The sequence below is a fragment of the Runella sp. R5_40 genome (assembly GCF_057652295.1).
The window spans coordinates 23332-47034 of sequence record NZ_JBYFCH010000030.1; the positions used below are offsets into that span (position 1 = coordinate 23332).

General features: G+C 44.4%; 16 protein-coding genes. 14 read left to right on the plus strand and 2 right to left on the minus strand.

From position 1 onward, the window contains the following. From AC23N5_RS28840 to tnpA, 4 genes are all read left to right on the plus strand, one after another. Window positions 1-237 (plus strand): hypothetical protein, encoded by a 237-nt coding sequence (locus AC23N5_RS28840; RefSeq protein WP_487758164.1) that lies wholly within the window; start codon window positions 1-3, stop codon window positions 235-237. Further along, window positions 225-659: a PIN domain-containing protein gene (locus AC23N5_RS28845; protein WP_487758165.1), complete on the plus strand. Its 435-nt coding sequence runs from the start codon at window positions 225-227 to the stop codon at window positions 657-659. The genes AC23N5_RS28840 and AC23N5_RS28845 overlap by 13 nt, the downstream gene beginning before the upstream one ends. Further along, window positions 656-3190 carry an ABC transporter permease gene (locus AC23N5_RS28850; protein ID WP_487758166.1) on the plus strand — a complete coding sequence of 845 codons (2535 nt, stop codon included), beginning with the start codon at window positions 656-658 and terminating at the stop codon, window positions 3188-3190. Before AC23N5_RS28845 ends, AC23N5_RS28850 begins: the two co-directional genes overlap by 4 nt. 400 nt (window positions 3191-3590) lie before the next feature. Continuing rightward, complete coding sequence (gene tnpA / locus AC23N5_RS28855; RefSeq protein WP_487758167.1) at window positions 3591-4055, plus strand: IS200/IS605 family transposase; 465 nt, start codon at window positions 3591-3593, stop codon at window positions 4053-4055. Window positions 4056-4697: 642 nt separating this feature from the next. Here the strand turns inward: tnpA and AC23N5_RS28860 are convergent. Together AC23N5_RS28860 and AC23N5_RS28865 are read right to left on the minus strand one after the other, a co-directional pair. Beyond that, complete coding sequence (locus AC23N5_RS28860; protein WP_487758168.1) at window positions 4698-5834, minus strand: TlpA family protein disulfide reductase; 1137 nt, start codon at window positions 5832-5834, stop codon at window positions 4698-4700. 397 nt (window positions 5835-6231) lie between these two features. Continuing rightward, on the minus strand, window positions 6232-7614 hold the full coding sequence (locus AC23N5_RS28865; protein ID WP_487758169.1) for an FAD-binding oxidoreductase: 1383 nt from the start codon (window positions 7612-7614) through the stop codon (window positions 6232-6234). Window positions 7615-7794: 180 nt separating this feature from the next. Here AC23N5_RS28865 and AC23N5_RS28870 point away from each other — a divergent pair, with 180 nt between their 5' ends. The 10 genes from AC23N5_RS28870 to kdgD all read left to right on the plus strand — a co-directional run bounded on the left by AC23N5_RS28870 (window position 7795) and on the right by kdgD (window position 23150). Continuing rightward, window positions 7795-9234 carry a GntP family permease gene (locus tag AC23N5_RS28870; RefSeq protein ID WP_487758170.1) on the plus strand — a complete coding sequence of 480 codons (1440 nt, stop codon included), beginning with the start codon at window positions 7795-7797 and terminating at the stop codon, window positions 9232-9234. 44 nt (window positions 9235-9278) lie between these two features. Further along, on the plus strand, window positions 9279-10859 hold the full coding sequence (garD, locus tag AC23N5_RS28875) for a galactarate dehydratase (RefSeq protein ID WP_487758171.1): 1581 nt from the start codon (window positions 9279-9281) through the stop codon (window positions 10857-10859). Between the two features lie 300 nt (window positions 10860-11159). Further along, window positions 11160-11828, plus strand: coding sequence for an RNA polymerase sigma-70 factor (locus tag AC23N5_RS28880; protein ID WP_183979391.1), 669 nt, complete (start codon window positions 11160-11162; stop codon window positions 11826-11828). 41 nt (window positions 11829-11869) lie between these two features. Next, window positions 11870-12871 (plus strand): FecR family protein, encoded by a 1002-nt coding sequence (locus AC23N5_RS28885; protein WP_487758172.1) that lies wholly within the window; start codon window positions 11870-11872, stop codon window positions 12869-12871. A 492-nt stretch (window positions 12872-13363) separates the two neighbouring features. Continuing rightward, window positions 13364-16453 (plus strand): SusC/RagA family TonB-linked outer membrane protein, encoded by a 3090-nt coding sequence (locus AC23N5_RS28890; protein ID WP_487758202.1) that lies wholly within the window; start codon window positions 13364-13366, stop codon window positions 16451-16453. A 65-nt stretch (window positions 16454-16518) separates the two neighbouring features. Continuing rightward, complete coding sequence (locus AC23N5_RS28895; RefSeq protein WP_487758173.1) at window positions 16519-18069, plus strand: SusD/RagB family nutrient-binding outer membrane lipoprotein; 1551 nt, start codon at window positions 16519-16521, stop codon at window positions 18067-18069. A gap of 157 nt (window positions 18070-18226) precedes the next feature. Then, the gene (locus AC23N5_RS28900; protein WP_487758174.1) at window positions 18227-19657 is read left to right on the plus strand and encodes a GntP family permease; all 1431 of its coding nucleotides are present in this window, start codon (window positions 18227-18229) and stop codon (window positions 19655-19657) included. Between the two features lie 21 nt (window positions 19658-19678). Further along, the gene (locus AC23N5_RS28905; protein ID WP_487758175.1) at window positions 19679-20797 is read left to right on the plus strand and encodes a mannonate dehydratase; all 1119 of its coding nucleotides are present in this window, start codon (window positions 19679-19681) and stop codon (window positions 20795-20797) included. 112 nt (window positions 20798-20909) lie between these two features. Beyond that, entirely contained in the window at window positions 20910-22223 is a 1314-nt protein-coding gene (locus AC23N5_RS28910) for an enolase C-terminal domain-like protein (protein ID WP_487758176.1), read from the plus strand. Window positions 22224-22244: 21 nt separating this feature from the next. Continuing rightward, on the plus strand, window positions 22245-23150 hold the full coding sequence (gene kdgD, locus AC23N5_RS28915; protein ID WP_487758177.1) for a 5-dehydro-4-deoxyglucarate dehydratase: 906 nt from the start codon (window positions 22245-22247) through the stop codon (window positions 23148-23150). Window positions 23151-23703 lie beyond the last annotated feature (553 nt).

The window sequence follows — 23703 nt, forward strand, 5'->3', positions numbered from 1 at the left end:
ATGAATACGCTTATTATTGAACCCCAAAATAAAGATGACTATCAGCTTTTTATAGATTTAGCTAAACGACTTAATGTTAAGTACAGAGAGGAAGTTGATGCAGAGGAGGCTAAAAAAGAAGCTGATTTTTTTTCACTGGCAGGAAGTTTTGATTTGCCTGAGACAAGCGAAGAACTTGCTCAATGTATTGAAAAAGCCCGTATTTCTAAAAATATTGACGTAAAATGGGCAGATTAGGATATTTGTTAGACTCCAATATTTGTATTCATTTTATGAAAAATGAAGGTAACGTAGTGGAGAGGATGAAAATAGTGGGCTTATTAAACTGTTTTCTTTCTGAGATTACTGTCTTGGAGTTAATGTATGGGATTGCTAATAGTCAATCTTCTAAAAAAGCTGAAAACAAAGCAAAATTCGAACTATTTGTTAATGGTTTTAGCGGTCGGATTTTGCCAATTCGTTCTGCATTTGATGAGTTTGCCGCGCAAAAAACACAACTTCGTAAACTAGGGACACCAATAAGCGATTTTGACTTATTAATAGCTTGTACATCAGTGGCCAATGATTTGGTAATGGTTTCAAGGAATGTAAAAGAAATGGAACGAGTAGCGGGGCTAAAATTGGAGAATTGGATAGATGAAAATTTCAACAAAGCATGAACAATAATATAAGTTGGCTTTTAAAAATGGCTTGGCGCGATAGTCGGCGAAATTATTCGAGATTGTTGCTGTTTGTTTCGTCCATCGTTTTGGGCATTGCGGCATTGGTAGCCATTTATTCTTTGGGGTATAATTTGCGGGAAAATATTGATAGTCAGGCAGCTGAATTATTGGGTGCAGATTTGGAATTATCCGATAATCAGCCACCAAATGATAAAATGCAGGCCCTGATGGACTCACTAAAAGGGCAAAAGTCGAAGGAAATGAGTTTTGCTTCGATGATTTATTTTCCCAAAAACAGTGGAACACGTTTGGCGCAAATTCGGGCTTTAGAAGGGGATTTTCCTTACTATGGTACCCTTGAAACGGAGCCACTCACTGCTGAAAAAGACTTTCGTACCCAACAAGCCGCTTTGGTTGACCAAACCTTAATGTTGCAATACCAAGCCCAAGTAGGAGATTCTATCAAAGTGGGTGAAATGACCTTTAAAATTGCAGGAATTCTCAAAAAAGCACCAGGTCAAACGGGTATTGCGGCTACTGTCGCACCGTCGGTGTATATTCCGATGGCGTTTTTGGGACAAACTAAATTGGCGCAAAAAGGGAGTCGGATTGTTTATCGATACTATTACAAATTTGACCCAAAAACTAATATCGAGGCTTTAGTAAAGAAAATTGAACCTAAGCTCGAAACTGAAAACTATAACTTCCGAACCGTAGAAAGTCAAAAAGAAGATACAGGTCGCTCGTTTCGCGATTTAACTCGATTTTTGAGTTTGGTGGGATTCATTGCATTGCTGTTGGGGTGTGTGGGTGTCGCAAGTGCGATACACATTTATATCCGTGAAAAAATCAATTCCATTGCCATTCTTCGTTGCTTGGGAGTAAAAGCGTCGCAGGCATTTTTGATTTACCTCATTCAAATTTCGGGGATTGGCCTGTTGGGTTCTCTATTGGGGGCATCGCTGGGAGCAGGGATTCAGCAATTTTTACCCCTCGTTCTCAAAGATTTTTTACCCTTCGAACTAGCCACTTCACTTTCGTTTACGGCTATCGGCCAAGGGGTGCTATTAGGCGTAATTATTTCCAATTTGTTTGCGCTTTTGTCGTTGATTTCAATTCGTAAAATTTCGCCTCTTAATGTATTACGGGCATCGTACGAGCAATCGGGTTTGGGAAAAGACCCACTCAAATGGCTGGTGTATGCGTTGATTTTGGCATTTGTGTTTGGCTTTACGTGGCTGCAAATGAAGCGTTGGATGGATGCGGTGGCATTTACAGCGGGTGTTACTTTTGCCTTTTTACTTTTACTTGGAATGGCTACGCTTTTGATGTGGTTAGTTCGCCGATTTTTTCCTTCTTCATGGAGCTACTTGAGTCGGCAGGGGTTGGCCAATTTGTATCGTCCCAACAACCAAACAGCCATTTTGATGGTATCAATTGGCCTTGGTACCATGTTTATTTGTACCCTTTTGTTTGTCCAAAACTTGTTACTTGACCGAATCAAGCTATCAACTGACGGCGATCAGCCCAATATGGTACTCTTTGATATTCAAACGCCTCAAAAACAGGCTGTGATGGAGGTGGTAAAAAGTCAAAAATTGCCAATTTTACAAAACGTTCCAATTGTTACGATGCGGTTGGAACAACTCAACGGGCAAACTTCTACCGAAGCGCTGAAAGATACAACCAACAAGCGTTGGCGAGGGCTGTTTAGTCGGGAATACCGCGTAACATTCCGTGATTCGCTGATTTCGACTGAGAAAATTGTGAAGGGTAAATGGGTGAGTGAAGCGAAAGACGTGAGCCAGCCTGTACCTATTTCGTTGGAAGATGGTTACGCCGAACGCAATACCATCAACATTGGTGATACGCTTTTGTTCAATGTGCAAGGAATGATGCTCACTACCGTTGTGGCAAGTTTGCGTGATGTGGACTGGGCAGGGGTACAAACCAATTTTCTGGTACTTTTCCCTAAAGGCGTGTTGGAAGAAGCACCTCAATTTCACGTTTTACTCACCCACGTACCCAATACGACGGTTTCGGCGCAGTTCCAGCAAACCATGGTGCGCCAGTTTCCAAATGTGTCGATGGTTGATTTAGGTTTGATATTGACGGTTTTAGACGATATTTCAACTAAAATTGGCTTTGTCATTCGTTTTATGGCTGGTTTTAGTATCCTAACTGGGCTCATTGTTCTGATTGCCTCGGTGCTGATTTCCAAATACCAACGAATTCAGGAAAGTATTTTGTTGAGAACGCTAGGCGCAAGTCGCCGCCAAATATTGATAATCACGGCGTTAGAATATCTTTTTTTAGGGACATTAGCCGCCTTTACGGGAATTTTACTGGCAGTAGCAGGCAGTTGGGCACTGGCGACGTTGAGTTTTGAAATGACCTTTAATCCAGTTCTTTGGCCCGTTGGCGTGGTGTTTTTAACGGTAACTTTATTGACAGTTTTTATTGGCCTTGCCAACAGCTGGGGCATTCTGTCTCGTTCTCCTTTGGAAGTGCTAAGGCAAGATGTGTAGGTACAAACGTTTTGTTTCTCCGAAACCAAAATTGCTTCGGAGAAGCGAAAACATTTGTAGAAATAAAATTAGGCAAACCAATTTCCGCTTCGGAGAAGCCCAAACGTTTGTAGAAATAAAAATGAGGCAAATAAATTCTCGCTTCGGAGAAGCGCAACCATTGTGAGTTTTTTAAACGTTTTATTTCTCCAAAATCAAAATTGCTTCGGAGAAGCCAAAACGTTTGTAGAAATAAAATTAGGCAAACCAATTCCCGCTTCGGAGAAGCGCAACCATTGTGAGTTTTTTAAACGTTTTATTTCTCCAAAACTAAAAACCTTTGTCGAACTTGTAACAAATGATGTGAAAATACGTCCAAGCTTCGTAGAAGCGTAACATTTTTAATCAAAATGAGAAAAATATGGCGGATGTCTTTTCACAAATATACCTTCATATCGTTTTTTCGCCCAAGCGGCGAGAAGCATTGATTCATCCCTCTTGGGAAGAACGATTGTATAAGTACATCACAAAAATTGTGCAAAATCGTGGGCATAAAATGTTAGCAATCGGTGGTATGCCTGATCATATTCACCTTTTTATCGGCTTGAAGCCAGTAGAAAATATTTCAGATCTGGTAAAAGAGATTAAGACTCAGACGAATACTTTTATCAATACGGAAGGCTTGTGCCCCCATAAATTCGATTGGCAAAATGGTTATGGTGTATTTTCGCATAGTCGTTCCCAACTAAATACAGTATGTCAATATATCCTGAATCAAAAAATACATCATCAAAAAAAGACTTTTCAAGCAGAGTTTCTTAAAATGTGCGAGGATTTTGGAATCGAAATTGGGAAAAAACAATTTTTTGATTGGGTTGGCGAATAATGGTTACAAACGTTTTGTTTCTCCGAAACGTATTATGATGAATGTGTCTGGTTTGGATGGCTACAAACGTTTTGTTTCTCCGAAACGTCTTTGATGAATGTGTCTTGTTTTGATGGCTACAAACGTTTTGTTTCTCCGAAACATCTTTGCTGAATGCTTCTTGTTTTGATGGCTACAAACGTTTTGTTACTCCGAAACGTTTTTGATGAATATGTCTGGTTTGGATGGCTATAAACGTTTTGTTTCTCCGAAACGTTTTTGATGAATGTGCCTGACTTCGATGGCTACAAACGTTTTGCTTCACCGAAACCCAAATATGCTTCGGAGAAGCCAAAATGTTTGTAGAAATAAAAATGAGGCAAATAAACGCCCGCTTCGGAGAAGCGCAGCCATTATGGGTTTTTTAAACGTTTTGTTTCTCCGAAACCCAAATATGCTTCGGAGAAGCAAAACGTTTGTAGAAATAAAAATGAGACAAATAAACGCACGCTTCGGAGAAGCGCAACCATTATGGGTTTTTTAAACGTTTCGTTTCTCCGAAACCCAAATTGCTTCGGAGAAGCCAAGACGTTTGTAGAATTAAAAATGAGACAAATAAACGCACGCTTCGGAGAAGCGCAACCTTTGTGAAACAAGCTCCCCTTATTTTAACAAAGCCCGAATTTCTCCTTCTACTTTACCCGATGATGGGCGGGAGGCGGTGGCGGTAATAATTTTACCCTCTTTGTCAATGAGGAAGTATGCAGGAACACCGCTCATTTGGTAAGCTCTGTACAGTTTAGAAATCTCCGCATCGTCTGAAATATTGATATGTGTACCTTTAAATGCGGGGTCTTTTTCTAAAAAATTCTTCCAATTTGTACTTTTGCTATCAATAGAGACGTATAGAAACACCACGTCATTGTTCTCCGAAAACTGTTGTTGAATTTCCTTTGCTTTTGGTAATTCTTCTACACAAGGTCCGCACCAAGTCGCCCAAATATCTGCATAGACAATTTTACCCTTTAAATCGCTCAAAGAGACCTTTTTTCCATCAGGAGTAACTCCTGTAAAATTGGGGGCGGGAGCACCCTTTGAAATAGTAATCCAATTTTGGTACTTTTTGTCAAGGGGTAACTGATAAAGGGAATGAGGATATTCCTTTTTAAATGAATCATAAACTGACATCGTACCGCTAGTTAATCCTTGATTGAGTGCATCATAAATATTGATTGCCAATAAACACTCTGTCATTGCTTTGGAGTAATTACCATTTTTAATCATTTTCTCAAGTATTTCGGGAAACTCTGCATAGGGTATTTTTTTTCCATCAGGAGTTTTTTGAGCCAGCAATGCAAAACATAGATTGTAGTAATATTCTTTCAAAACCCAGCCATAATAGGAATACTTGGCGTTGAGGAAATCATCATCTAGTGGAATTTCTCCGTACACTTTTTCTAAAAACTCAGGGATGAGCATTCGCCCTTCTGTTGTGTTATAGCGGGCCGAAATATAGTTGTGTTTAAAACTTAAAGGGATAATTCGATTACTGATTTCCAGTAATTTAGAGGTTTTTTCGGGCAAAGGATGTTTTTGAACGAAGCTTTGATGGAACTCATCTAAAGCACTTTTCATCTTATTCAACGAATGGGTAAATTCCTCGGGTGGAAATTCATTGATTTGTTTACCCCCAACGTTGAAGTGCTTATTGAAAACATTCCGTGATTCCTCCAAGTAATTATTGGCCTCAGCTCCTTTTCCCGAAAATTGGGTCGAAGTCGCCTTATCATTGGTTTCCACAATTACCTTTAGGTTGTCGTTGGGAGAAAGAAAACAAGTGAATTGTAATTTGTCAATGGTTACTTCAGCAAATGTTGGCCGATTGAGGCGAAAGTTTAAGATGCCATTTCCTTGCGCGTTGAGTGATGTTTTGGCGATGGTGTCACCTCCCGAAATCAAATTGGAGATCATCACGTAAGCTGCCGCATTGGGCTTTTGAGGTGTTTGGAGATGAATAGATACATTCGGCAGCTGCGCGTGAGTAAAGAAAGTAAAAATGAAAAAAAAGAAAGTGGAGAAGATTTTCATGGGAGTAAAGGGTTGGTTTTAGTAGAAACGAAAAGGTTAATACTAAATTGTTATCTTGATGAAATAGAAGGACTTATAGACGTTTTGTTGCTCCGCAACCTTCGTAAAATTAAACCACTTTTCCAGGGTTCAAGATACCTTTGGGGTCGAGTGCTTGTTTTAGGGTACGCATAAGGGCTATTTCTTCAGGTGTGCGGCTGAGGTGAAGCCATGGTTTTTTTTCGAGACCAATACCGTGTTCGGCTGTGATCGAACCACCAATTTTTTGAAGGGGTAGAAATACGATTTCTTCCACGCGGTGGCGAGTTTCGGGGGTGTTTTCGCCGCAGCTTACAAACAAGTGAAGATTCCCATCGCCCATGTGACCAAAACTGTAAAAATGAACTTGTGGCCACACTGCTTTAAGGTCGTGGATGACGGTGTGAATGTACGATTCCATGTCAGTGATGGGCAAACTCACATCAAACAAAAAGACAGGTTGATGAACTTGAAACACAAAATCCACTTTTTCGCGTATTCCCCAAAACCAATCCAGTTCTTGCTGAGATTGTGCCAACGTGGCGTCTTCGATAAGGCCAGTTTCGAGCGATTGTTCCAGTAAATTTTGAAAATGAACTTCGTCAGCTTCTTGATGTTGGCCTAATGCTTCCAGCAACACGTAATAAGGATAGTTTTGAGGAAGAGGAGGGATAAAACTAGAGGGAGGGGAGGTCATCAAACGGTAATAATCTTGCCAGATGATTTCGAAAGTGGTGAGTTTATTGGCCAATTCACGCTTGGCGGTTTGCAGAAATGCGATTGCTTTGTCGAAGCTAGAAAGTCCAATAAGTGCCGTATTTTTGCTTTTGGGTGCATCTTCTAATTTTAAAATGGCTTTGGTGACGATGCCTAACGTTCCCTCTGAGCCAATAAAGAGGTGTTTTAGGTCGTAGCCTGCGTTGTTTTTGAGCATTTTATTCATGGAAGAAATAACCGTACCATCGGCCAAAACTACTTCCAAGCCCAAGACAAGCTGACGCATAACTCCGTAACGAATGGCTTGTAAGCCTCCTGCATTCGTTGAGATAGTACCGCCAATCATACAACTTCCTTTGGCTCCTAAGTCCAGCGGAAACAATAAACCTGCCTCCTCAACGGCCTTTTGTAAATCGTGTAAAATCACGCCCGCTTGTACCGTCACTGTTTTGTTTTGAAGGTCAATTTCCTCAATGACATTCATTCGTTCGAGACTCAGTGCAACGTCGTTGGGGGTAGTGGTCACGCCGCCGACCACGTTTGTTAAACCTCCGTGCGGCACTACGGTTTGGCCGTGTTCATGACAAAGCCGTAGGATTGTCGCCACATCGTCGGTAGTAATGGGACGTGCCAATGCTTTGCACGAAAGGTTGTCGGTCGATAACCAACGGCTGGCAGGGCGTTCGGCGGCTTCGATTTGGGTTAAAATGGCGTCTTTTCCAACTGCTTGAATAAGGAGGTCAACAATTGAAGTCATGAGGAAAGGTTGGTTTTGTGAATTTTTAAAGTAGAAACCCCAAATGTTTTTACTTACTATGGGTATAAAAAAGAGGGTACATTGACAACGTTCCCGATAACGATTGCGTGAAAAAATACAAATTATTCTTTGTATGATTTTATAAATGTTAGTAGTGTTGTTATCCTTAACTTATATAACATGTTAGATCCTGTACTCATTTTGCTCGTAGGCGTTGTGATTGTTGTCGGAGGAATTATCGGTTTTAAATTGCATCCCTTTTTGGCCCTTTTGTCGGCGGCGCTGGTGGTGGCATTGCTCACACCTGAGGCGGCGATTGAACAATTTTATTTGGCTAAGGGAATGTCTGCCGCTGAGGCGTTGAAACAAGCGCATAAAAGCGTAGGTGAACGTATTGCCACCGAATTTGGAAATACCTGCGCTAAAATCGGTATTTTGATAGCGATGGCAGCCATCATCGGAAAGTCAATGCTGGACAGCGGGGCAGCCGAAAAAATCATTCGTGCTATGCTAAAAGTGACAGGCGTTAAAAATGCGCCCATTGGATTTATTCTAAGCAGTTTCTTTTTGACGATACCCGTTTTTGTTGATACAGTTATCTTTTTAATGATGCCTTTGGCCAAAGCGATGGGAATGCGTTTAGGCAAAAATTATCTTTTGCTGGCGTTGTCGGTCATTGCGGGTGCCGTGATGGCCAACTCTTACGTTCCTCCTTCGCCTGGGCCGTTATTTCTCATTGGGGCGTTAAACGTTCCCATTGGTTTAATGATGGTTTGCGGCACTTTGTTAGGGCTTTGTACCATTACAGTAGGTTACCTTATTGCGCTGTACCTCAATAAAAAATACGATATTCCCTTGCGTGATGCGCCCGATGCCCGTTTGGAAGACATTGCTGCCATTGCCAACAAAGAAGACAAAGAACTCCCCGCTTTGGGATGGGCGCTGCTTCCCGCGGTGTTTCCATTGGTAACGATTTGTGTGCGTTCGGCGGTGGAGGCATTTAAAATTCCCCATGAAAATTTATCGCCTTTTAGTCAGGGATTTATGGATGTACTGATGTTTTGTGGAGATAAAAACATAGCGATTTTTATGGGTGCTTGTTTTGCACTTTACGTATTGGCAGGCCAGAAAAAAACGACCAAGGACAAACTGACGGCCTTTACCCAAACGGCTTTGATGAGTGGCGGAGGTATTATTTTGATTACAGCCGCTGGTGGGGCTTTTGGTGGGATGTTGCAGCAAACAGGTATTAGTCAGCGCATTGCCGACATGACCAAAGATTATCAAATGGCGCTCATTCCGTTGGCATTTTTAATTACGGCAGTGGTGCGCACCGCCCAAGGCTCGGCGACGGTGGCGTTGATTACAGCTTCGGGGATATTGGCAGGAATGGCTCAAAATGCTAACCTTGGTTTCCACCCCGTTTATCTGTGTTTAGCCATTGGTAGTGGGGCAAAACTAATTCCGTGGATGAACGACGCAGGTTTTTGGATTATGTGTAAAACCTCAAATTTAACCGAGCAAGAAGCCCTCAAAACCATTGCCCCTATGCAAAGTTTGATGGGATTGGCGGGGGTACTTTTGACAATGATAGCGGCTTGGTTGTGGCCGATGGTGTAGCAGCCCCCACCCCAATGGGGGAGTTTTAATATATACATCAGAAAATGAAAAATACTATAATAGATACTCAAACTTCCCCAATGGGGGCTAGGGGGCTTGTAATCAAAACCTCGCCCAACGATAATGTAGCCATCGTAGCAACTCCATCGGGGCTGAAACGAGGGAGTATTGTGCTAGGCACAACGGTTTTAGTCGAGAATATTCCGATGGGACATAAAGTGGCGCTCCAAACCCTTGAAACGGGCGATGAAGTACGACGTTATGGACAAGTGATTGGCTATGCCACCCGAACCATCGAAAAAGGAAGTTGGGTAAATGAGGGAAATATCAGTTTGCCCGAACCTCCCAAATTGGAAGATACTAAGTACAAACCAGTTTTACCTCCTGTTGAGAGGAATGACGAATTGCAAGTTCAATTAAGGAAGGCTTCTTTCATGGGCTACCGAAATGCTGATGGTAGTGTAGGGACAAAAAACGTACTGGCAATCACCACGAGCGTACAATGCGTGGCAGGCATTACCAATTTTATCGAAAATAAAATACGAAAAGAATTGCTGCCTTTGTACCCTAATGTTGATGATGTGGTGGCGTTTAATCACAGTTATGGATGTGGCATTGCGATTGATGCCCCTGGGGCAATTGTGCCGATTCGAACCATTAAAAACATTGCGCAAAATCCCAATTTTGGCGGCGAAGTGATGATTATTGGTCTTGGTTGTGAGAAACTTAGACCAGAAAGGTTACTCCCCGATAACGATAACCAATCTTCCATTCTCTACCTCCAAGATGAACGTTTTGAGGGTTTTTATGAAATGGTTGACGGAATCATGGAAATGGCAGAAACGCACCTTCAAAAACTCAACCAACGCCAACGTACGCAATGTTCCGTAGCCGATTTGGTGGTGGGGATGCAATGCGGCGGAAGCGACGCTTTTTCGGGCTTGACGGGTAATCCTGTGTCAGGTTTTGCCGCCGATTTGATTGTGCAAGCAGGTGGTACGGTGTTTTTCTCGGAAGTAACCGAAGTCCGCGATGCCATACATTTGTTGGTGCCAAGGGCAATGGATGAAACCGTTGCCCAAAAACTCAAAGACGAAATGGCGTGGTACGACAATTACCTCTACCAAGGTCAAGCCGACCGCAGTGCCAATACAACCCCAGGAAACAAAGGTGGAGGACTAAGTAACATCGTCGAAAAAGCATTGGGTTCGGTTGCTAAGTCGGGGACAAGCCCGATTGTGGATGTGGTTTCTCCAGGAGAAAAAGTACGCAAGAAAGGATTAAATTTTGTCGCAACGCCTGCTTCTGATTTCGCTTGCGGCACGCTGCAATTGGCCGCAGGAATGAACATGCACGTCTTCATCACGGGGCGCGGCACTCCCTATGGGCTAAACATGGTGCCTGTGATAAAAGTGAGCTCTAACTCAAAACTCGCCAACCGTTGGCACGATTTGATTGATTTCGACGCGGGCCCCGTTGCTTTTGGCGAAAAAACGATTGAAGAAATGGGTTGGGAGTTGTTCCACTTGATTTTGGAAGTTGCCAGTGGAACCAAAAAAGTAGCAACCGATAAATTGGGCCTTTATAATGACTTAGTACTCTTTAACCCTGGGCCTTTGACTTAGCCTGTTGTTGGAAAGTACCCATTCTCGTGCCGTTGGATACTCATATCCAACGTTCGAAGTTTTTCAAAACCTTGCTTTTCGGTTTTGAGAAACCTTAACTTTCAGATTTGAGAATCTGAAAGCACTCAATGCCGTGCCATTGGATACTCATATCCAACGCTTGAGGTTTCTCAAAACCTCGTCTCCAGCGAGAGCAATCCTTTTATTCTAAATAAAATTCAAAAAAATAAAAATATTTTTCAATTCGTGTAAGGAAGTATTCGTGCGAACTTGTCTTTAGAGAAAGTACACCATAGCACGATGAAGCAGGTCAACAATAATTATATTGAAACCAAGGGTACTCCTATTACCACACCATTATCTTCTTCCGACGATAAAAAAGTCGTGGAGTTTGATGACGAATTGTTTATCCGAAAAACCTTTGAAACCAATGCGCGGGAAGGAATGGCCTTGCTCTACAAACGCTATTACCAACCCCTTTGTACCCACGCGGTGAAGTACGTTGGTTCGCGAGAAACGGCCGAAGACCTTGTCTCCGAAATCTTTTTTCAGCTGTATGCCAACAAAACGTTTAGCGACATCACTTCCTCTTATCGGTTTTACCTATTTCGGGCCGTTCGTAATAAAGCGTATAACCACCTCCGTTGGGATTTGAGCCGTAAGGCGGACCTGCTCGAAGCCGCCCAAAAACCGATGCTCGATGAATACCAGCCCGACCATATCAGTCAGTTTGAAGAACTGTACCATGATGTGGAAGAAGCCGTCAATAAATTACCCATTGAGCGGCGTAAAATTTATTTGATGCGAAAATTTGAAGGGAAAAAGTACCAAGAAATTGCGGATGAGCTGAATCTTTCAGTAAAAACAGTGGATGTACAACTTCATCGAGCCAATCAGTACATTCGAGCACTACTTAAAGGAAAGTGGTTACTTTCTGAAGTTTTAGTCGTGTTAAGCCTCGTTTTTTAACCAAAACTATCACGTTTGTGAGGTTTTTACTACTTACGTCAATGAACATAGAAATTACAAAAGAAATTATATTTAACTATTTGTCGGGACGCGCGTCGGCCTTACAAAAACGAATGATAGATGATTGGGTTAAAAAACCTGAAAACGAAGAACTGTTTTACAAATGGTTGGTCGAATATGAGTGTCAAAATCCGCAGTATAGCACCGATATAGCTGCTGGTTTAGACCGTTTTAATCAATTGGCCAATCAAGTTGATGAAAACCCAGATTGGTCGATTTTATCCGAATCGGAAGAAAAAGAATTTACGCATTTTTCATGGAGATGGTGGGCCATTGCAGCTTCAATAATCAGTGTTTTCGTAAGTGGATGGGTCTATCAAGATACGTTTTTGTATAAAACTCATCGCACCGAATTTGGTGAAACCCAAACAATTACCCTTAGCGATGGTACCCAAGTAACACTCAATGCCAACTCATCATTGGAAGTTCCTCGATTTGGGTTTGGTAAAAAAACACGCCAAGTTAGGTTGACGGGAGAAGCTAATTTTTCGGTAACGCATACCGTTGATAACCAACGATTTGTAGTAAAAACCGAAAAAGGCGTGGAGGTAGTTGTTTTGGGGACAGAATTTTCGGTTTATGCCCGCCGCAAAGAAGCCAAAGTGGTGTTGAACAAAGGCAAAGTTCAGTTGCGCTACCAAGAAGGAAAAACGCAGAAAGAGCTAATGATGAAGCCAGGAGAATTGGTGACGTTTGACCAAAGTAATCACCTCAAAAAAGAAATTACCGAGCAACCTGAAAAATACACGGCATGGAAAGAACACCGCTTTGTGTTTGACGATACAACCTTGGAAGAGTTTGTCCGAATTATGGCGGATAATTACGGTTTAAAAGTAATTATCGCCGACGACTCCTTGGCTCAACGGACACTAGTGGGATCGTTTCGAGCCAATAATGCCGACGAATTGCTTGAAATTGTTTCCGAAATATTTAACCTCCAAATCACCAAAGTGGGTGATACTGTACTTCTTACTGATAAATAATAGACCCAAACCTGTGTTATAATGAAGACAAACCTACAAAAATCAAGTTGGGTAGGTAGTTTACTACTTGCCTTGTTGCTCTTTGGGCGGCCAAGTTGGTCGCAGCAGGTGTATGCCAAAGCGTATAAACTTGCGCCAAGACCCGAACAAAAAACGGCGCCTGAAACTCAAAAATTAAAAGGAGTTTTGAGCCAACTTAAAAGCTATTATCGCGTTGATATTCTTTTTGAAGGCGGGCTTGTGGATGGCCTTGTAGTGCCTACCGACCTTGTTGATTACAAAGCCTCGTTGGAATCGAATTTAGAAAAAGTCCTAAAAGTTTCGGGACTGAACTACAAGAAGGTAAAAGAAGGGGCTTACGTGATTTTGGAAACGAAAAAAAACAAAAAAACGGCGGAAGCTGACGCCCGATTTCAAGAAAGCATCATTGCCCCTCAGCTCACCGAAAAACCCTTGACGGCAGAGGTTTCGGTGGTAAGAGCCGTAGAAAAAATGGAGTTACTGGCCGAACTCATTAAAGGGAAAGTGTCCGACGAAAAGGGCGTAGGTTTGCCAGGCGTAAGTGTCTTAATCAAAGGTACGCAACGCGGCACTACCACCAACGTTGAGGGAGCCTATCAATTGGAAGTGCCCAACAACGCGTCGGTGCTGGTTTTTAGCTACGTCGGATACGAAAGCAAGGAAGTCATCGTAGGTGCTCAAACGGCCATCAATATTTCGCTAGTACCCGAAAGTAAGTCGTTGGGTGAGGTGGTTGTAACGGCCTTGGGGATAAAAAAACAAGCAAAAAGCGTGGGTTATGCGACCGCAACGGTAGGAACAGACGAAATGACGGTCAACCGCACTGCCAATTTTATGAATGCGTTGCAGGGTAAAATGGCGGGGGTAAATATCACATCGTTGGGGTCTGGGCCCGCAGGTACGAGCAAAATTCGTATTCGCGGCCAATCGTCTTTTGGGGGGAATAATTCACCTTTGATTGTGGTCAATGGCGTACCTATTGATAATACTAACAACGGCGCGCGCGGCGATGTTTCCGAAAAAGGAAGCAACCGTACCTCCGACGGTGGTGACGGTTTGAGCAGCATCAACCCCGATGACATTGAGTCGATGACGGTTTTGAAGGGTGCGGCGGCTTCGGCCTTGTACGGCTCTCGTGCCAAAGACGGCGTCATTATGATTACGACCAAAAATCGTGGTTCGGGCTCGGGCGTTTCTTTGACATATAATTCCAATTTTACGTCCGAAACTCCCTTGGATTACACCGATTACCAGTACGAATACGGTCAGGGTGAAAACGGCCAGCGTCCAACGGCGGCCTTTCCTACGTCGGGGCAGTGGAGTTTTGGAGAAAAATTTCAGCCTGGAATGACGCAAGTTTTATTCGACAACATTACCGTTCCGTATGAGCCACAGCGGAATCAAATCTCACAGTTTTACCAAAAAGGATACACTTGGACTAACACCATGACGCTATCTTCGGGAGGTGAAAATGGAGGGTTTAGTCTTTCGGTATCTAACCTTGACAACCGCACCATTCTCCGAAATTCGGGTTATCACCGTCGAACCATCAACCTTGGTTTTACCCAAACGTTTGCCAAAAAACTGACGGTTTCGGGAAACGTAAACTATTCAAACGAATACCGTAAAAATCCACCCAACATTGCCGAACAAGATTACAGTCCCGTAATTATTTTCAACATGGCCAATTCGATGCCGCTCGATTTATTGGAAAAAAATGCGGAAGATGCCAACGGGAACGAAGTGGTTTGGTCGCGATTTACGAACCGTACTAACCCTTATTTTGCCCTCAAACGCTTTGATAATATTCATAATGACCGTGTTTTTGGCAACCTAACCGCCCGCTACAATTTTACGGACTGGTTGTTTTTGCAAGGTCGGGTAGGGCAAGATTACTATTCGAGAGAGCAAGATTATAACCTGCCCACGGGTACGCAGCGACAGCCCGCCGCCCCCGCAGGGTTTGTAAATGGGCAATTCGTACAAGATGCGCGCAGTGTACGTGAACTCAATGCCGATTTTCTGTTGGGAGCCAATCGTACGTTTGGGGTCATTGGGATGAACGTAAACGTGGGAGGCAACCAAATGTACCGCCGAATCAGCCGCCACAATGTGTTTGTGCAAGATTTTTATACCAGAAACCTATATACCGTTGGAAACGGTCGCTTGCGTGATGCCACGTACGATTTTTCTGAGCGCCAAGTGAACTCTCTCTATGCGTCGGCGGAGGTGTCGTACAAAGATTATTTGTTTTTGAACGGAACCGTGCGCAACGATTGGTTTTCAACGTTATCGCCAGCCAACAGAAGCATTTTGTACCCATCTATTACCGCAAGCTTTGTGTTTTCTCAAGCCTTTGCGACGAAGTTGCCCACTTGGATTAATTTCGGAAAAATCAGGGCTGCCTATGCCGAAGTGGGTAGTGACACCGACGTGTCGCCTTATGCCAACAACCTTTTTTACAGTATCAATGCGCAGCAATTTCCCTCTCCAACGGGAGTGGCTCAGCCTTTGGCAACAATTAGCGGAAGCACCGTGCCCAACCCAGACTTACGCCCGATGCGTGTGTCAGAGAAGGAGTTTGGGTTGGAGTTGAAGTTGTTTAACAATTTCTTGGGACTTGATTTTACCTATTACGATAAACTGTCTTCTGACCAAATTTTGCGTGCTCAGACCTCCAACGCAGGTGGGTACTTAACGCAACTTATCAATGTAGGCCAGAGCCAAAACCGAGGTGTCGAAATGTTGGTGACTCTCAACCCCATTCGGCGTGAAGACCTCACTTGGAGCCTTATTTTGAACGCGGCGTATAACAAAACCAAAGTACTGGATTTGGGAAGCAGTGTGAGCGATAACATGATTACCGTCGGGACGGGAGAATTTACGGGAGAGTTGCGCCAAGTGGTGGGGCAACCGATGGGGCAATTGTTCGGATTTGGTTACCTCCGCGATGCCCAAGGCCGCCAAGTATTTGACGCGGGAAATGGCCGTCCACTTCGTACTGCTACCCAAATTCCGTTTGGAAGTGCTCTACCACTTTGGGTGGGTGGAATCACCAATAGTTTCAATTTTAAAGGCGTAGAGTTATCGTTTTTGATTGACTTCAAATTGGGTCATAAAATGATTTCTGGCACCAACCACAACGCGTGGCGCCATGGTTTGCACAAGGCCACGTTGGTGGGTCGGGCCGAGAATTTTGTGATTGGAGACGGCGTAAATCCGAATGGAGAAGTAAACAAAACCAAGTCGGTTGTTCAGGCTTATTATGAAACAGTACGCTCGCAAAACATTGCCGAAGAGTTTGTTTATAACGCAGGTCTTTGGCAGCTACGCCAGATTTCGTTGGGGTATGATTTGAGCAAGTTGTTGCCCGCCAACCGCCGTTTTGTCAAAGGAATCCGCCTCAATGCTGTCGCCAACAACGTAGCAGTCATCAAAAAATGGGTGCCAAACATTCACCCAGAGCAGTTTGGATTTCCGTCGGATAACCTCGTGGGCCTCGAAGCGACGGGACTACCGATTACCAGAAACATTGGCTTTAACTTGAATGTGAAGTTTTAAGCTCCCAAACCCCCGATGGGGGCTAAATACAAAGCTTTCGGGGAAACAATAAAAGGATACAAACAATGAAAAATATAATCAGAAAATTGGCTTTTTCGCTCCCTTTTTGGACGACAATTGTTGTTGGAGTGGGGGGCTTGGTTGGCTGCGATAAAGGGTTTGATGAAATGAACGTAAACCCCATTGCCCTTACGGCCGTTGACCCTGGCTATCAACTCAATACGGCCATTGTCAATACGGCACCTGCCTACGGGAACTTGAGTTACGAAACGACCATCGTCAAACAGATGATAACGCCCTTTAGCGGGCAAGGGTCGGCGGCTAATTTTAACCAAGACAATCGGGGGGTAGCGTCGGGCAACTGGAATACGTATTACCAAACCAACATCAAAGAACTGACAGACGCCCTTGCTAAAACCAAAGATATTCCTGCGCGGGCAAACCTCTACAACATGATTCGGATTTGGCAGGCATATTCGTTCATGATTTTGACCGATACCTACGGCGATATTCCTTACACCCAAGCAGGCCGAAACTATTTGGAAGGCATTTCAACGCCAATTTACGATACCCAAGAGTCGGTATATTTGGCGATTTTAAGCGAATTAGACGGCGCTTCGGCGGCTTTGGATGCCTCTAAAGCCAAAGCAACTACTGATTTGTTGTACGATGGCGACGTCACCAAATGGAAGCGGCTGGGGTACTCACTTTTGTTGAGAGCGGCCATGCGTTTATCAAAAGTAAACCCTGCAAAAGCGGCAGAATACGTGGCCAAGGCCGTGACGGGCGGGGTGATGCAATCCAACGCTGACAATGCGATAATTCGTCACAATGCGAGTTTTACCAACCCCATTGGCTCACAACTCAACGGAGGGCAGTCGGCGTTCTTTTACCTTTCCGAAGATTTTGTGGAGTATTTGAATAAAAATAATGACCCGCGCTTAGCCTCGATTGCGGTCCGCTACGTGGGTGCAACCAGCGGTGCCCAGCAGGTGGAGTCGCGGGCCAATCGTACGTCTGCGGTTCAGATTGGGGCTCCTCAAGGCTACGACAACACGACAATAAGCACCGCCGTTGCCGCTAAAAAACTGGCAAGTTTGTGGGATTATAGTCAATTGGATCGTACGCGTATGGGCGGCTTAACGGCGCCTAGCTTTTTGGTGACGTATGCCCAAACCCAATTGTTGTTGGCAGAGGCAGTGTATCGGAAATGGACAACGGGCGATGCCGCAACACTGTATGCCAACGGGATAAAGGCCAACATGCAGCAATATGCGAGTTACGGCACAAGTTCGGCCATTGCCGACGCGGCGATAGATACGTACATAAAGGCGAATCCGTTAGCAGGAGGAAAAGAGTTGGAACAAATCAATACACAATATTGGGTAGCCACGTTTCTGAACGGCCCCGAATCGTGGGCAAACTTCCGAAGAAGTGATTACCCCGTGTTAACGCCTAATACGTATCCAGGAAAAGACCTTAAAACCGAGCCATTTATTCGTCGTTTGACTTATACTGATGCTGAGTTGAACGTCAATAAAGTGAACGTCCAAAAGGCCATCGACCGCCAAGGGCCTAACTTGTTGGATACCCGCATCTGGTGGGATAAAAAATAAAAAGACTTGCCAAGCCTGAAAAAAGAGATAACAAGACTTGGCAAGTCTCACTACTTGGTAAAACGACTTGCCAAGTCTCACTACCGATAAAAGTAAAGACTTGGCAAGTCGTTTGGCAAGTCTTGAAAAATTAAAAAACCTAAACCTAAAACCCTGAATGTCTGATCCCTTATTTATCTTGTCGGTGGGCGTGTTGATTGTGGTGGGTGGAATCATTGGCGCTAAGCTGCATCCATTTTTGGCTCTGTTGTTAGGAGCCTTGGCCGTTGCGATGCTGACACCACCCGAAGTCATTGAGCAATACGCATTGTCCAAAGGAACGGCTCCCGCTGCGGCTTTGGCGATGGCCAAAAAGAGCGTAGGTGAGCGCATTGCCACCGAGTTTGGAAATACCTGCGCCAAAATAGGCATTCTGATAGCGATGGCCGCCATTATTGGAAAATGTATGCTTGAAAGCGGCGCGGCCGAGCGTATCATTCGGTCGATTCTTCGTCTAACGGGCATCGAAAAAGCCCCGATTGCCTTTCTACTAAGCAGTTTTTTCCTCGGAATCCCCGTTTTTTTTGATACCGTTTTATTTTTGATGGTGCCTCTTGCCAAAGCCATGACCCTCCGCATTGGTAAAAATTACCTTTTGTTGGTGTTGTGTATTATGGCGGGGGCGGCAATGGCCAACTCGCTGGTGCCCCCTGCGCCTGGCCCGTTGTTCCTGATTGGCGAAATGCACATTCCGATGGGTTTGATGATGGTGACGGGTGTCATTGTGGGACTTTTTACCATTACCTCGGGCTACTTTTTTGCCCTTTGGGCCAATAAAAAATGGCCAATTGAACTCCGCGATTCGTTGGATGCGAAACTGGAAGACATGAAGTCGATTGCGGCTAAGGAAACCAAACAACTCCCTTCGTTGGGTATTTCGTTGTTGCCTGTAGCCGTTCCTTTGTTTTTTATTTGCCTCGATACGGCTTTTAGCGCCTTTTTTAAAGCAAGTGAAGTCCCTACCACTTTGGTGGCCATTGTAAAATTTTTTGGCGACAAAAACATTGCCATTCTCATGGGAGGGTTCATTGCGTTGTGGGTGTTGGCAAGCCAGAAAAAGGACGCTAAAAAAGATGGATTAACGCCTTTTGTGCAGTCGGCTTTGATGAGTGGCGGCGGTATTATTTTGATTACGGCGGCGGGTGGTGCGTTTGGGGGAATGTTGCAGCAAACGGGCATCAGTAGCCGCATTGCTGATATGACCAAAGAATACCAAATGGCACTTATTCCAATGGCATTTTTTATTGCGGCCGTAGTGCGCACTGCCCAAGGCTCGGCTACGGTAGCCTTGATTACAGCCTCGGGTATTTTGTCAGGAATGGCCAGCAACGCCAACCTGTCGTTTCACCCTGTTTATTTAGGGTTAGCGATTGGATGTGGGTCAAAATTAGTGCCTTGGATGAATGATGCTGGTTTTTGGATTATCTGTAAATTGAGCAACCTTACGGAAAAAGAAGCCCTCAAAACCATTTCGCCGTTGCTGGTAGTGATGGGGTTGACGGGTTTGATTGTCATTATGATTGGAGCGGCTTTGTTTCCATTGGTATAAAAAATAACCGTTTAAAATAAGATGAAACGTAGTAATTTTCTCAAAGCAGTTGCCGTAGGTTCGGTAAGTGCTTCGGTAACACGGGGCGAAAAGGCCCATGCGGCGTCGCTTGTTATGCCTCCCAAAAAAGTATTGATGAAAGCAGGCTGCCAATCGGGCGGGACGAGCGTTGAAAATCTCGAATTTAAAGCCCGTCATGGTATCTTTAATATCGACGGCGGTGCCCCAAAAGTAATTCCTGGCAAAGGCTGGGATTTGGAAGATTCGTTGGCCAAAAAAGAAGCTTGCGAAAAGTACGGAATCAGTTTGGACGCGTACCATTACCCCTTGAGTTCGGCGGGAATTGACAAAGTGATTTACCCCAATATTATGTTGGGAAAAAGCCCTGAGCGCGACCGTGAGATTGAGTATTTACAACAAATGATTCAAGTGGCGGGCAAATCGGGCATCAAAGTACTGAACTACAATACGACGATTTTACCCGTGTTGCGGACGGGAAAATACACCGACCCCAAGCGCGGAAATGCCGAATACAGTGTTTGGAACTACGAAGAAGCATTGAAAAGAAATGACCCTAAAACGGTAGCAGGTGATGTATCAATCGACCAAATTTTTGAGCGAATTACGTATTTGCTCGACCGACTGCTTCCTGTGGCAAAAGAGTACAAAGTCAAACTCGCCAACCACATTGCCGACCCACCAGTGCCAGCAGCTTACCGTGGTGTGATGCGTTGGAACAGCCCCGATGTATTTAAAGGGATTCAGCGTTTTGCCAAATTGTACGACAACGAATACCATGGCTTTAACTTTTGCATTGGCTCCATTGCGGAGGGATTAAAGGACCCCAAAAACGAAATTTATCCGATCATCAAATGGGTAGGAGAGCGCAATCAGATTTTTAACGTTCACCTAAGAAACATCAAAGGAAGTTTCAATAATTTTCAAGAAGTCTATCCCGACAACGGTGAAATGGATTTTGTCAAAGTCATCAGAGCATTACGGGATGTAGGTTATTCGGGGATGGTTATGCCCGACCACGTACCGCACCACCATGCAGCTAACAGTACTCAAGAAGCCTTTGCGTTTTGTTACGGTTACATCAAAGGTTTGTTGCAAGTAGTTGCCAGCGAAACCGCCTAGTATCATTGATAAAAAAAAGACCTCAAAGACGTAAGATTGGGCACAAGAAGCGCTTTTAAAAAGTAATTCGTTTTAATCAATCGTACGTCTTTACCAATTTATTCAACTTTTTATGTCAATCAGCCTTCCCTCCCAAGGACCACGAATTAAAGAATTTAACATTACACCCATCGCGGTGGTGGACCCGCCTTTGCTCAATGCGGCGGGACTTCACGCGCCTTATGCGTTGCGTACGGTGGTGGAACTTATCACCGACGACAACATCGTAGGAATCAGTGAAATCCCTGGCAATATCGACATCGACAAGGCGCTAGAGCGAAGCAAACGCCTAATCATTGGCCAAGATCCGTTTCAACTCAATAAAATCAAGGACATTTTACAAGCCGAATTTGGGACTGAAAAACCTGCCGACCGTGGGTTTACCCCTTGGGACCAACGTACGGTTGTGCACGTGTTTAGCTCCATTGAAGTAGCGTGTTTGGACATTATCGGTAAAATCATCAATCGCCCCATCGTCGATTTGTTAGGCGGTCGTCGGCGCGATGCAGTGCCGTTTTCGGCTTATTTGTTTTATAAATACGAAGGAGCAGGGGGTGAACTTGAGTTTGGCACCGACCCCAATGCCTCGGGCTGGGCGGCGGCTCGTCAGGCGAGTGCGCTCAACCCCGAAGAGATTGTTGCCCAAGCACATGCCATGTGTAAAGCGTTTGGTTTTAAGTCGATTAAGCTCAAAGGAGGTGTATTTGACCCGCGCCAAGAAGTAGATGCTATTTTGGCGTTGCACAACGCTTTTGGCCCCGATGTGCCTTTGCGTTTAGACCCAAATGCCCTTTGGACGGTAGAAACTTCTATTCAATACGGGAAAGAAATGGAGGGCGTACTTGAGTATTTGGAAGACCCCTGCCGAGGTCAGCAAAACATGGCGACGGTTCGGAAAGCGCTCAAAACACCGCTGGCAACCAATATGTGTACGACTTCGTTTGGTGATATTCCCAAGGCGATTGAGTTAGGTTCGGAGGACATTATTTTGAGCGATCACCATTTTTGGGGGGGCTTGCAAGAATCGATGAAACTTACCAGCGTTTGCGAAACCTTTGGGCGTGATTTGTCGATGCACTCCAACTCGCATTTGGGGATTTCATTGGCAGCGATGGTGCATTTAGGGGCGGCTATTCCTAACCTACGTTATGCCCTTGATACGCATTATCCATGGCAGTCGGACGAAATTGTGGTGGGTGGTCGCTTGAAGTTTGAAGAAGGTTCCGTCGCCGTTCCCGAAGGCCCAGGTTTGGGCGTGGAGTTGGACAAAGCGGCGTTGGCAAAATTGCACGAAAACTACCTAAAATGTGGCCTGACCAAACGCGACGACGAAATCGAAATGCAAAAAGTAGTACCAGGCTGGAAATTTATGGCAACACGTTGGTAAATCACTCATCACTAAAAAAACATGGAACTTTCAAAAATAAAATCATCGCTCGAAGACGGGCTTCTTTCGTTTCCAATTACTGATTTTGACGAAAATGGGGAATTTAACGCCGAAACTTACGCTGACCGTCTCGAATGGTTTGTGAGCCACGATGTTTCGTCGGTGTTTGTAGCGGGGGGGACGGGGGAGTTTTTCTCGCTTTCGGCGGCAGAATATGAGCAAATTGTCAACCTTTCGGCGAAGGTTGTAGCCGAACGCGTACCCGTCATTTCAAGCGTGGGGCGTAGCATTCCTGAAGCCATTGCCTTTGCAAAAATGGCCGAAAAAGCAGGTATCAATGCACTGTTGCTTTTCCCTCCCTACCTGACCGAATGCCCGCAAGACGGGGTGTTTGAATACGCCAAAACGATTATTCAAAATACCACGTTGCCCGTCATTTATTACAACCGTGGCAACGGTGTTTTATCAACGCAATACATTCAAAAACTAGCGGAGGCATGCCCCAACTTCATTGGATTAAAGGATGGTACGGGCAACATGCAAGACCTGAACGACACCATCAAAACCGTTGGAAAGCGCTTGTCGTACATCGGGGGAGTGCCTACGGCTGAGATTATTGCCGAAGCCTATTTGTCGATTGGAGTCAATACGTATTCGTCGGCGGCGTTTAATTTTGTGCCCGAATTGGCAAATAAATTTTACCATAGCCTCCGCGCGGGCGATACCGAGACGGTTGCCGAAATTACCAAAAATTTCTACATTCCGTTGGTACGTTTGCGGAGCAAAAAAAACGGTTATGCGGTCAGTTTGATTAAAGCAGGGGCAAAAATAATTGGTAAAAGCGCAGGCGATGTTCGTCCACCGTTATCGATGCCTACTGAGGCTGACTATGCTGAGCTTGAAAAAATTATAAAAGCTAATAGTTAAAGAGATAGTGATTACGCTTTATAGTTGAGTATAAGATACCAACCCGAAAATGACTAACTTTCGGGTTGGTATTAACTCTGTCAAAACGTCCCATTCCTTACCCCCTGTTAAACAGTTTCTCGACACTTTTAACGGTTTTCTATCTATAAATAACTGCCACAAACTGCCTTTTGATAAGCCGCCTATAGGCACATTCTGATTCTAAGCAGCCAATTCGGCTTCCCGAATAAAAATACAAGCCCGTAGCGTAGGAGCAATGGTTGCTTGCAATAGCCTTGGGGTAAATTCAGCATTACGATATTTTGCCGTAGCCTTCATAGAAGGAAATTTAGTAACGAATGTAGTCTTTAGGTCACGTGGTCTGCCTGCCTCATACATGAGCGAAAGTGAAAGCAACGATCCATCCCGTTAGCTAATGGGGGCGGTAAGGGAGTTTACGTCCTGACCACAACAAAAACCTATGAAAATGGTGCATAAACAGCTGTAAAAACAAAAAGAAGGCCAATTTGAAAGTATTTGCACCAGCGACAATAACTCCATAACAAAAGGAAAG

Bases quoted from the DNA above. Each gene is read 5' to 3' on its own strand.
- AC23N5_RS28840 (WP_487758164.1), top strand. From the start codon at position 1: ATGAATACGCTTATTATTGAACCCCAAAATAAAGATGACTATCAGCTT.
- AC23N5_RS28845 (WP_487758165.1), top strand. From the start codon at position 225: ATGGGCAGATTAGGATATTTGTTAGACTCCAATATTTGTATTCATTTT.
- AC23N5_RS28850 (WP_487758166.1), top strand. From the start codon at position 656: ATGAACAATAATATAAGTTGGCTTTTAAAAATGGCTTGGCGCGATAGT.
- tnpA (WP_487758167.1), top strand. From the start codon at position 3,591: ATGGCGGATGTCTTTTCACAAATATACCTTCATATCGTTTTTTCGCCC.
- AC23N5_RS28865 (WP_487758169.1), bottom strand. From the start codon at position 7,614: ATGACTTCAATTGTTGACCTCCTTATTCAAGCAGTTGGAAAAGACGCC.
- AC23N5_RS28870 (WP_487758170.1), top strand. From the start codon at position 7,795: ATGTTAGATCCTGTACTCATTTTGCTCGTAGGCGTTGTGATTGTTGTC.
- garD (WP_487758171.1), top strand. From the start codon at position 9,279: ATGAAAAATACTATAATAGATACTCAAACTTCCCCAATGGGGGCTAGG.
- AC23N5_RS28880 (WP_183979391.1), top strand. From the start codon at position 11,160: ATGAAGCAGGTCAACAATAATTATATTGAAACCAAGGGTACTCCTATT.
- AC23N5_RS28885 (WP_487758172.1), top strand. From the start codon at position 11,870: ATGAACATAGAAATTACAAAAGAAATTATATTTAACTATTTGTCGGGA.
- AC23N5_RS28890 (WP_487758202.1), top strand. From the start codon at position 13,364: ATGGAGTTACTGGCCGAACTCATTAAAGGGAAAGTGTCCGACGAAAAG.
- AC23N5_RS28895 (WP_487758173.1), top strand. From the start codon at position 16,519: ATGAAAAATATAATCAGAAAATTGGCTTTTTCGCTCCCTTTTTGGACG.
- AC23N5_RS28900 (WP_487758174.1), top strand. From the start codon at position 18,227: ATGTCTGATCCCTTATTTATCTTGTCGGTGGGCGTGTTGATTGTGGTG.
- AC23N5_RS28905 (WP_487758175.1), top strand. From the start codon at position 19,679: ATGAAACGTAGTAATTTTCTCAAAGCAGTTGCCGTAGGTTCGGTAAGT.
- AC23N5_RS28910 (WP_487758176.1), top strand. From the start codon at position 20,910: ATGTCAATCAGCCTTCCCTCCCAAGGACCACGAATTAAAGAATTTAAC.
- kdgD (WP_487758177.1), top strand. From the start codon at position 22,245: ATGGAACTTTCAAAAATAAAATCATCGCTCGAAGACGGGCTTCTTTCG.